This window comes from Bradyrhizobium sp. P5_C11_2, from assembly GCF_054049755.1.
This window is the reverse complement of record NZ_JBFULT010000663.1, coordinates 1-3,687: the sequence shown is the minus strand read 5'-3', so window position 1 is coordinate 3,687 and position 3,687 is coordinate 1. Positions and strand designations below refer to the sequence as shown.

Genomic DNA, 3,687 nt, shown 5'->3' with positions numbered 1-3,687 from the left:
CTGGGCGCTGGCGCTCAACCGCACCGACGACTACGCACGTGCGGGCGTGCCGATGCTGCCGGTTGTCGCGGGACGCGCAGCAACAACGCGTCAGATCCTGATCTACAGCGGCCTTCTGGCTGTCGCCTCGGAGCTGCCCTGGGCGATCGGATTTGCGGGTGCGATCTATGGCGTGACCGTTGCGATCTGCGGGATGCTATTCCTCATACTTGCATTCCAGCTCGACAGAAACATTGGGCCTGATCGCCGCCCCGCTCGCAGGCTATTCGCATTTTCCATATTCTACTTGTTCGTGCTGTTCGCGGCGCTCCTGGTCGACCATGACGGAAATTCATCCTCGCTCATGCGTACCTCGCGAGGCGGCCTCGGCATTTTGGTGCATGCCGAGCTCGCGCCGGAGGCCGTCCACACCGCATGGCGCGCCATCAACCTCAGCGAGGTCTAACATGCGATACGGCTTACTGGCTGTCCTCCTGATCGGGGCCATGACACTCGGTGGCTGCACTGAGGGCGTGCTCGATCCGAAAGGGCCAATTGCGCTGGCCGAGCGGCAAATTCTGTTCAACGCACTTGGCATCATGCTGGCGATCGTGATCCCGGTGATCGTTGCGATACTCGGCTTTGCTTTCTGGTTTCGTGCATCGAACGAGCGTGCGCGCTATCGGCCGGATTTCACATATTCCGGACGCCTGGAGTTGCTGGTCTGGTCCATCCCCGCGATGACGGTGCTCCTGGTCGGCGGCGTCGCATGGCTCGGCGCGCACGACCTCGATCCGGGCAAGCCGATTAGCTCAACGGTCACGCCCGTCAACGTCCAGGTCGTCTCACTCGATTGGAAATGGCTGTTCATCTATCCAGAGCAGGGGATCGCGAGCGTCAACAAGCTGGTCGTACCGGTTGGCACGCCGATCAGCTTCGAGCTGACCTCATCGAGCGTCATGAACAGCTTCTTCGTGCCTCAGCTCGGGAGCCAGATCTACACCATGTCCGGTATGGCGACACGCCTCCACCTGCAGGCGGACCATCTCGGAACCTATCCAGGGATATCTGCCATGTTCAGCGGTGACGGCTTTCCCGACATGCGCTTCACGGTCGATGCAGTGTCAGACGACAGATTTGCGCAATGGGTTCGCCAGGCCCGCGAAACCGGTTCGGCGCTCGATAAGCAGGCTTACGCCGACCTGGTGAAGCCGAGCAAGGCGGTCGCGCCGTTCACCTATCGCGCCGTCGTCCCCGATCTATTCAGCAGCATCGTAAACGCTGACATCGGTACGCGGGACTCCTCTCTATCAATTTGTTCAACGTCGCAGAGGGCAGAGCGATGAATCTCCTTGGCAAGCTCGATTGGAACGCGATTCCGCTCCATGAGCCGATCATCATGGGCGCAACGGGCTTCATGGTCCTGGTCGTGGTGGTTGTTCTCGGCTTCGTCACGGCGAAGGGAGCCTGGCTCTATTTGTGGCGCGAATGGCTCACCTCGGTCGACCACAAGCGGATAGGCGCCATGTATTGCATATTGGCGCTCGTCATGATGCTGCGCGGCTTCAGCGACGCAATCATGATCCGCGCGCAGCAGGCGCTCGCAGCCGGCGGTGCACAAGGCTATCTGCCGCCGGAGCATTTCAATCAGATTTTCTCGGCCCACGGCACGATCATGATCTTGTTCATGGCAATGCCGTTCGTGGTGGGGCTCATGAACTTCGCGGTCCCGTTGCAACTTGGTGTTCGCGACGTCGCATTCCCTACGCTCAACTCCGTCAGCTTCTGGCTCACTGCCTCGGGCGCGTTGTTGGTCAACATTTCGCTGGCGGTCGGCGAGTTCTCAAAAGCCACCTGGTGGGGTTATCCGCCCCTGAGCGAAATGCAATATTCGCCCGGCGTCGGCGTCGACTACTATCTTTGGTCGCTGCAAATCTCCGGTATCGGCACCTTGCTGGCGGGCATCAACTTCGTCACGACAATCCTCAAACTGCGCGCGCCCGGGATGAGCTATATGCGCATGCCGGTCTTCTGCTGGACCGCGCTTGCCGCTAACCTGCTCATTGTCGCGGCATTTCCGGTCCTGACCGCGACGCTCGCGATGCTGGCGCTCGATCGCTATCTCGGCTTTCACTTCTTCACGCTCGAAGGCCAGGGCAATCAGATGCTGTACTCCAACCTTTTCTGGGTCTGGGGGCACCCCGAAGTCTACATCCTGATCCTGCCGGCGTTCGGCGTATTCTCGGAAGTGATGGCGACCTTCTCCGGCAAGCCGTTGTTCGGCTATCGCTCGATGGTAGCCGCGACGATGACCATCTGTATCCTCTCCTTCCTGGTCTGGCTGCACCACTTTTTCACAATGGGTGCCAGCGCAAACGTCAACGGCTTCTTCGGCGTCATGAGCATGATCATCGCTTTGCCGACGGGCGCGAAAGTCTTCAACTGGCTGTTCACGATGTACGGCGGCCGGGTTCGCTTCTCGGTGCCGGTGCTGTGGTCGATTGGCTTCATGGTGACTTTCGTCATCGGCGGCATGACCGGCGTGCTCTTGGCGGTGCCTCCGGCCGACTTCCAGCTGCACAACAGCGTGTTCCTGGTCGCCCACTTCCACAACGTCGCCATCGGCGGCGTCGTGTTTGGCGTGATGGCGGGGTACAATTATTGGTTCCCCAAGGCATTCGGGTTCAAGCTCGACGAACGCTGGGGCAAAGCCTCGTTCTGGTGCTGGCTCGTCGGCTTCTATGTCGCCTTCATGCCGCTCTACGTGCTGGGCTTGATGGGCATGACCCGGCGCATGCAACATTACGACAATTTGTCCTGGCAGCCGTGGTTGATAGCGGCGGCCTTCGGCACCGCTATCATCCTGGTCGGCGTCGTTTGCCAGATCGTGCAACTCGTTGTGTCGATCCGCAATCGCGAGGAGCTGCGCGACGTCACCGGTGATCCCTGGAACGGCCGCACGCTCGAATGGGCGACGGCGTCACCGCCGCCGGCATGGAACTTTGCGTTCCAACCCAAGGTCGCAGGACTGGATGCGTTCTGGAGCAGCAAGAACCGCGCGCAAGCGACAAAGGACGCGCCGACGCCGACGCGTAATTACGAGCCCGTCGAAATGCCGAAGAACAGCGCCACCGGCTTCGTTACGGCCTTCTTCGCTGTCGTCATCGGCTTCGCGATGATCTGGCACATCTGGTGGATGGCCAGTGTCGGCGTGTTCGGCGCATTCGTGACGCTGCTTGCCTTCTCATTCCGCCGCCACAACGAAATTGAGGTGCCAGCCGAGGAGGTCGCCCGGTTCGTACGATCCCACCAGGCAGGAGTTGCAGCATGAATATCGCCGTCGCAATTGACCAGATTCCGCAAGACGAACTGCCAAGTGCGAGTGAGGCGGGACCTGCTCCAAAGAGGATCGTGGTCGCCTATGGCTTCTGGATCTTCCTGCTGAGTGACATCATCATGTTTGCCGCGCTGTTCGCGAGCTACGCGGTCCTCGTGCGTTCCACAGCCGGCGGGCCGACCGGCGTCCAGTTGTTCAATCAGACTACGGTCGCGATTGAAACCGCTTGCCTTCTCGTTTCGAGCTACACCTGCGGACTGATGTCCTTGGCGATCAATTCGCGCCGCTACCTCAGGACCTATTTAGGGGCTCTAATCACTTTCGCACTCGGAGCCACGTTTCTCAGTCTCGAGATTCGCGAATTCCTGGGC

4 protein-coding genes are annotated in these 3,687 nt (G+C 60.2%); all 4 read left to right on the top strand.

Going from position 1 to position 3,687, the window contains the following annotated elements; translation table 11 throughout:
• On the top strand, window positions 1–445 hold a 445-nt coding region (locus ACXJL8_RS36390; RefSeq protein ID WP_456686568.1), incomplete at its 5' end, for a UbiA family prenyltransferase.
• Between the two features lies 1 nt (window position 446).
• Window positions 447–1,325, top strand: a complete 879-nt coding sequence (cyoA, locus tag ACXJL8_RS36385; RefSeq protein WP_456686567.1) for a ubiquinol oxidase subunit II — start codon at window positions 447–449, stop codon at window positions 1,323–1,325.
• Entirely contained in the window at window positions 1,322–3,310 is a 1,989-nt protein-coding gene (gene cyoB / locus ACXJL8_RS36380; RefSeq protein ID WP_456686566.1) for a cytochrome o ubiquinol oxidase subunit I, read from the top strand. The genes cyoA and cyoB overlap by 4 nt, the downstream gene beginning before the upstream one ends.
• Window positions 3,307–3,687: cytochrome c oxidase subunit 3 (locus ACXJL8_RS36375; RefSeq protein ID WP_456686565.1), on the top strand; the 381-nt coding region annotated here is incomplete at its 3' end. The genes cyoB and ACXJL8_RS36375, both read left to right, overlap by 4 nt.

Bases quoted from the DNA above. Each gene is read 5' to 3' on its own strand.
- cyoA (WP_456686567.1), top strand. From the start codon at position 447: ATGCGATACGGCTTACTGGCTGTCCTCCTGATCGGGGCCATGACACTC.
- cyoB (WP_456686566.1), top strand. From the start codon at position 1,322: ATGAATCTCCTTGGCAAGCTCGATTGGAACGCGATTCCGCTCCATGAG.